This is a genomic window from Nocardioides albidus, assembly GCF_006335005.1.
Classification (GTDB): domain Bacteria; phylum Actinomycetota; class Actinomycetes; order Propionibacteriales; family Nocardioidaceae; genus Nocardioides; species Nocardioides albidus.
The window spans coordinates 161,177-167,572 of sequence record NZ_VDMP01000026.1; the positions used below are offsets into that span (position 1 = coordinate 161,177).

Below are 6,396 nucleotides of genomic sequence, written 5' to 3' on the forward strand. Positions count from 1 at the left end.
GAACGATCCCCAGCCCAGGTCGTTGCGGGCCTGGACCCGCACGGCCCAACGGCCCTTGCGCGGCAGCACCACGTCGGCGGCCGTGACGGTCCCGGGCAGCACGGCGGTCCGCGTGCGCGACACGACCCGCCCGCGGGCGTCGAGCCGGAACACCTTGAGGACGTAGCCGGTGATGGTGCCGCCCCCGGTGGGCGGCGTGCTCCAGCGGGCGCCGATGGTGATCCGGCCGCCTCGGGCGCCGTTCGTCAGCGCCGGTGTGCGTGGCCGTCCGGGCAGCGAGGTGAGCGGCGGGACCGGCACCGGGTCCGGATCGCCGGAGGGGTCGAACGGGACCTCGGTCGGAGGGGGCACCGGGACGCCGCTGCCACCGGCACAGCCGGACATGAGCAGCCGGTAGGTGCCGATGCTGCCGTACCTGTCGTAGCCGCCGCTGGCCCACCCGCTGACACCCCCCGAGCCGGACCCGGCGCCGGACACGGCGAGGTAGTAGGGACCCCCGCTCAGCGGCACCGACAGCGAAGCGCCCAGGCCGCTGATGGGGCCTGTGGCGGACGCGCGGATGGTCGCCGGCGCGTTCGAGGCGATCACGCCGCCCGAGGCGTCGCGAAGCTCGAGCGCGACGTCGAGATCGGGGCCGACCGCGGCGGGCGAGACGGAGGCGGTGAGTGCGCCGGAGCACTCGGTCAGGGCGTACCAGTCGCTGTCCGCGGGGCCGGAGATCACGCCCGCCCCATCAGGCAGGGTGGTCAGGGCGGCGGCGGTCGCCGGCGTGCTACCCGCCTCGTCGACCCGTAGGGGCAGGCCGCCCGACCCGATCAGCGCGAGGTCGTCCTCCTTGTTGGTGGCGCCCGGATAGTCGCCCTTCGACCACTGCGTGAGCGCAGCGCCGTACGGACTGCCCATGATCGGACCCCACAGCGTGTTGCCGCCGTAGTAGGCGCTGGAGGCGGTCCCGTCATGCAGGAGACCGAGAGTGTGGCCGACCTCGTGGGCGGCCGCGTCGGCCATGTTCTTCGCCTTCTGCGACAGGGACGAGGGGAACACCCATGCGGGGCCGCCCCTCTCGCCGCTGGTGACGTCGTCGAAGGTGTCGATGTAGGCGATGCCGCCGCAGCCACCGCCGCACAGCTGGCTCTGGAGCTTCCCGTCGTTGGTGAACGCGACCCGCATGCCGTACGACGGGTCGTTGGTCGAGGCGCGCCACAGCGCGCCCAACAGGGGCTCGGCGGTGGTGACGTCGACGTCCCAGGCGGAGAAGTCCTCGGACACCCGGGCCCAGGTCTCGCGGATGATCGCCTGCTCGGCGTCGGAGAAGGTGCCGGTGCTCGTGTCGATCGACCAGCCACCGAAGACCAGGCCGTTGAGGCTCAGGCCGAGCACCCACAGGTTGAGGCCGAGCAGGCTGCCGCCGTCGAAGTCGAGATGGATGGTGCGCAGCGCGCCCGGGCGGCTGTGCAGGGCGAAGGTGTCGATGCTGGCGGTCTCGGTCAGCGCCTCGGCGACACCGGCGGACACGGCGGCCTCCGCAGTGCTCCCGGCCGCGGCGCCCGTCGGCGGCTGCCATTCGTCGACGATGTACAGCCTGCCGTCGTCGGTGGCGCGCACGGACGGGTCCTCCGCCATCACGAGCTTCTCCGCGGTCGTGAGCCCCGGCGGATCGGGCTCGGCGGCGGCCGCAGGCAGGGTCAGCGTCCCGGCGGCGAGAGCGAGTCCCGCCACTCCCAGGGCGCCGGCGCGCAGGAAGAGCCGCATGGCGGCACCATCGGTCCCCGCGGGCGCTCCCTGAGCGGTCGCGGGTCAGGTCGGGACGATGGTCCCGGCCATGCGGCGGCTCAGGTCAGCGGCACGGACGCGGCCTGCGCGACCGCCACGCACCAGCGCCCGGCTCGCTCGACCAGGTCGTCCTCGGGCACGTCCACCGGCAGGGTTAGGCTGCACGCCAGCCAGGCGTCGCCGAACAGGCCCCGGAAGGACGCGGTCCGCACAGCCTCCCCGGCGCAGAGGACACCCGTCGACGGCGCGCCGTACGCCGGGGCCGAGGGGAGCGCGGCGCACGCCTTGGTCACCGACGACTCGGCCAGCGCCTGCGCCGCCTCGGCGGTCACGGGCGGCGCGAACACCCAGCCCCGGGCCTCGCCGGTGACCGTCGCGTCCCCCGAGCCCCCCGGGTCCGCGGTCGCGTCGGCCGGGGCGAACCGGCAGCCGTACTCGTGGGCGACCTCCCCGCCGGGGAACGCCTCGGACTGCTCCCCGTTGCCGTACGCCGCCAGCGTGGCCTTCTCGCCGAGCGCCTCCCGCACCGCCGCCGCAGGCACGAGGTCGCAGAACGGGGCGCGCTGCACGACCGCCTTGGTGGTGTCGAACGCGGCCAGGTCGGTGCCCCGGTAGGCCGCTGGCCGGCGCTCGAGCGTCGCGTCCCCCGACACCGCCACGCCGATGCCCACGGGCAGGAGCGTGAGCAGCGCTGAGAGCAGCAGCGCACGCAGGACCATCGGCACGGACGTCACCCTACCGACGCCGTGTCTGCGGCCGGTGACGTGAGCCACCGCGACCCACCGGGGACGGTGCACCGGTCGCCTTCGGCCGTCGCGTACCGTCAGGTCAGTGATTCGCTTCGAGAAGGTCACCAAGCGCTACCCGGGCCCCGGCCGACCGGCGCTCGACCAGGTCACCCTCGACATCGACAAGGGCGAGTTCGTCTATCTCGTCGGTACGTCGGGGTCCGGCAAGTCGACCGCCCTGCGGCTGGTGCTGCGTGAGCTGCGGCCGACCACCGGTCGCGTGCACGTCGCCGGCAAGGAGATCAACCGGATGGCGGGGTGGAAGGTGCCGCGGCTGCGGCGCGAGATCGGCACCGTGTTCCAGGACTTCCGGCTGCTGCCCAACAAGACCGTGACGGAGAACGTCGCCTTCGCCCAGCAGGTGATCGGCAAGTCGCGTCGCGACATCGCGAAGGTGGTGCCCGAGACGCTCGAGCTGGTCGGCCTCAAGGACAAGGGTGACCGGATGCCCGACGAGCTGTCGGGTGGTGAGCAGCAGCGCGTCGCGATCGCGCGCGCCTTCGTCAACCGGCCGATGATCCTCATCGCCGACGAGCCGACCGGAAACCTCGACCCCCAGACCTCCGTGGGGATCATGAACCTCCTCGGCGACATCAACGCGACCGGTACGACGGTCGTCATGGCCACCCACGACCACGGCATCGTCGACCAGTTCACCAAGCGCGTGATCGAGCTCGATCACGGCAAGGTCGTGCGCGACGAGGCGTCCGGCAGCTACGGCTTCCAGCACTGATCCGGTCTCGACCAGAGAGCTTTCCCATGCAGCTGCGCTATGTCTTCACCGAGCTCCGCACCGGCCTGCGTCGCAACCTGTCGATGCACCTGGCGGTGATCCTCACCCTCTTCGTCTCCCTCTCGCTCGCCGGCATCGGCATCCTCGTCCAGCGCGAGGCCACCGTCGCGCGCGACAGCCTCGGCGACGAGCTGAAGATCCTCGTCAACCTGTGCACTGACGACGACCCCTCCCACAGTCCCAACTGCGCCAGCGGTGAGGTCACGGCCGACCAGCGGCAGCGGATCGAGAAGGAGATCGAGGACAGCGACGAGGTCGCCTCCTCCACCTTCCAGTCGAAGGAGGAGGGCTACCAGCGCGCCTACGACCAGGCCAAGCGGAGCAACACCCAGGCGGCCTTCGAGGGCCCCGATCCCGTCGTGACGGTCGAGCGGTGGCCGGCGGCGTACTGGGTGACCCTCAAGACACCCGAGCACGCCGACGGCATCATCAGCGCGCTCGAGGGCCTCGACGGGGTCTCGGTGATCAAGGACCAGCGCAAGGCGCTGGGCCAGATCTTCGGGATCATGACCGTGCTGAAGTACGGCTCGTGGATCGGCGCCGGCTTCCTGCTGTTCGCCGCGCTGCTGCAGGTCACCAACACCATCCGGCTGGCCGCGCTGGCGCGACGGCGCGAGATCGCGATCATGCGCCTGGTCGGCGCCTCGACGCTCTACATCGCGCTTCCCTTCCTGCTCGAGGCGCTCGTCGCCGCGATCGTCGGCGTCGCGCTGGCGGCAGGCGTCCTGGCGGCGTTCCAGCACTGGGGGGTGGAGAAGGCGCTGGCCGACCACGTCGAGTTCCTGCCCTGGGTCGACTGGGGCGACTACACCCAGGCCCTGTTCGGGCTGTTCCCGCCAGGCATCGTGCTGCTCGGCCCGGCGCTGACGCTGATCCCGACACTCCTGCTGACCCGCAAATACGTCAAAGTCTGACCGTCGGCGACTACGGTCGAGGGGTTCACTTCCCCGAACACCGATTGGTCTGACAGTGCGCTCCTTCCCCAGCGCCCCGTGGCTGCGCCGTGCCCACGATCTGCGCGACAGGCTGCCCGTGTGGGCTCACCCCGAATGGCTCGTGACCGCGGTGGCCGTCCTGGTCGCCGTCGCCGGACTGACGGTCCCGCTCGCCCACGCCGACGACCGCGACGATCTCAAGCACAAGCAGAACCAGGTCAAGGGCCAGATCGCCGACGTCAGGGGCGAGATCCACGAGGCCAGCCAGAAGGTCGCCAAGATCGCGCGGCGACTGGAGAGGGCGAAGACCCGTCTCGCCGGTGCTCGCGAGCGACTCGCCTCCGTGCGCGCCGACCTCGCCGACGCGCAGGCCGCGGCCGCCACCCTCGCCACCCAGCTCGCCGAGGCCCAGGGTCGGCTGGCCGCCGCCCGGGCCGCGCTCGCGCAGGCCCGCGCCGACGTCGCCGTCCAGCGCGACGCCAGCCGCGACACGCTCATCGGGCTCGCCCAGCAGGGCGATGCGCGCCTGGCCCTGCTGGCGGCGTACGCCGACGCCGGGGACATCGAGGACGTGCTGATGGGGGAGACGACCAACGAGCTCGTCGTCGGTCGCCAGAACGACGCGCTGGTGGCCCTGGAGGCCGCCGAGGACGCGCTCGAGGCGCAGCGCGCGGCCGTCCGCGCAGCACGCGACGAGGTCGCCGCCGCCAAGCAGGCGGCCGACGACAACGTCGCCCAGGTGAGTGCTCTCGTCGACCGGGCCGCGGCCACGGAGAGCGAGGTCGAGAGCCTCGTGGCCCGCACCAAGGGTGTGCGCAAGGAGGTCGTCGCCGCGCGCGAGGCCGATCGCGACGCACTGCGCCGCCTCGAGAAGCGCGAGGCGAGGATCCGGCAGAAGATCATGGAGCTCGCCAAGAAGCAGAAGGGCAGCTACAACGGCGCCACTGGAGGCCTCCTCGCCCGCCCCGGCCCGGGCCCGGTCACCTCGCCGTACGGCTACCGGATCCACCCGATCTACGGCTACTGGGGCCTGCACAACGGCACCGACTTCGGCACCGGCTGCGGCGCCGCGCTGTGGGCCGGCGAGTCCGGCACCGTGATCAACGAGTACTACGACGAGATCTACGGCAACCGGCTCTACCTCGCGATCGGCAAGGTCAACGGCGCCGACATCGTGCTGGTCTACAACCACCTGAGCAGGTACGCCGTCGGCGAGGGCGCGAAGGTCAAGCGGGGCCAGGTCGTCGGCTACTCCGGCTCGACAGGCTGGTCGACGGGCTGCCACCTGCACTTCATCGTGATGCGCGACGGCGACACCGTCGACCCGATGACCTACCTGTAGCGAAACGCGTTGCGCCTGCCTGCGAGAATCAGGTCATGGCCAAGGGCAAGTCGGGTGCGAAGAAGGAGGACGCGAGCGGGCACAAGCTCGTCGCGTCCAACAAGAAGGCGCGCCACGACTACCACATCGAGGACACCTTCGAGGCCGGCATGGTGCTCCAGGGCACGGAGGTGAAGTCGCTGCGGATGGGCCGCGCCAGCCTGGTCGACGGGTTCGTCGACATCGAGGGCGGCGAGGCCTGGCTGCACGGCGTCCACATCCCCGAGTACGCCCAGGGCACGTGGACCAACCACGCGGCACGCCGCAAGCGCAAGCTGCTGCTCAACCGCGTCGAGATCGACAAGATCGAGCGCAAGGTCAGCGAGAAGGGCCACACCGTCATCCCGCTCTCGCTCTACTTCGTCAAGGGCCGGGCCAAGGTCGAGATCGGCCTGGCCAAGGGCAAGAAGTCCTGGGACAAGCGGCAGGCGATCGCGGAGCGCACGGCCGACCGGGAGAAGCAGGAGGCCATCGGCCGCCGGCTCAAGGGCATGAGTGACTGACGACCGCTCCACGGATGCCCGCGCGGTGCGCGAGTTCTGGGAGGCGCTCGGGCTCCCCGGTCTGATCGACCTGCACGTCCACTTCCTGCCGCCCAACATCCAGCGGGCCGTCTGGGCGGTGTTCGACTCCGCTGGACCGAAGCTCGGCCGGCCCTGGCCGATCCGCTACCGCGACTCCCACGCGGAGCGCCTCGCGCTGCTGCGCGAGTTCGGCGTCCGCGCC

At 71.7% G+C, this 6,396-nt stretch carries 6 protein-coding genes and 1 pseudogene; 5 read left to right on the forward strand and 2 right to left on the reverse strand.

The window, feature by feature from the left end:
- Positions 1 to 1,752: zinc-dependent metalloprotease family protein (locus FHP29_RS16490; protein WP_139624308.1), on the reverse strand; the 1,752-nt coding region annotated here is incomplete at its 3' end.
- Positions 1,753 to 1,832: 80 nt separating this feature from the next.
- Complete coding sequence (locus FHP29_RS16495) at positions 1,833 to 2,498, reverse strand: hypothetical protein (RefSeq protein ID WP_139623974.1); 666 nt, start codon at positions 2,496 to 2,498, stop codon at positions 1,833 to 1,835.
- Between the two features lie 106 nt (positions 2,499 to 2,604).
- Between FHP29_RS16495 and ftsE the strand changes: the two genes are divergently transcribed.
- The 5 genes and pseudogenes from ftsE to FHP29_RS22855 form a co-directional block, all read left to right on the forward strand.
- On the forward strand, positions 2,605 to 3,294 hold the full coding sequence (gene ftsE, locus FHP29_RS16500) for a cell division ATP-binding protein FtsE (RefSeq protein ID WP_139623975.1): 690 nt from the start codon (positions 2,605 to 2,607) through the stop codon (positions 3,292 to 3,294).
- A 26-nt stretch (positions 3,295 to 3,320) separates the two neighbouring features.
- Positions 3,321 to 4,268 (forward strand): permease-like cell division protein FtsX, encoded by a 948-nt coding sequence (gene ftsX, locus FHP29_RS16505; RefSeq protein ID WP_139623977.1) that lies wholly within the window; start codon positions 3,321 to 3,323, stop codon positions 4,266 to 4,268.
- Positions 4,269 to 4,323: 55 nt separating this feature from the next.
- Positions 4,324 to 5,631, forward strand: coding sequence for a M23 family metallopeptidase (locus FHP29_RS16510; RefSeq protein WP_139623978.1), 1,308 nt, complete (start codon positions 4,324 to 4,326; stop codon positions 5,629 to 5,631).
- Between the two features lie 35 nt (positions 5,632 to 5,666).
- On the forward strand, positions 5,667 to 6,173 hold the full coding sequence (gene smpB, locus FHP29_RS16515) for an SsrA-binding protein SmpB (RefSeq protein WP_139623979.1): 507 nt from the start codon (positions 5,667 to 5,669) through the stop codon (positions 6,171 to 6,173).
- Positions 6,166 to 6,396: pseudogene (locus FHP29_RS22855) on the forward strand (amidohydrolase family protein); the annotation flags it as partial. The gene smpB and the pseudogene FHP29_RS22855, both read left to right, overlap by 8 nt.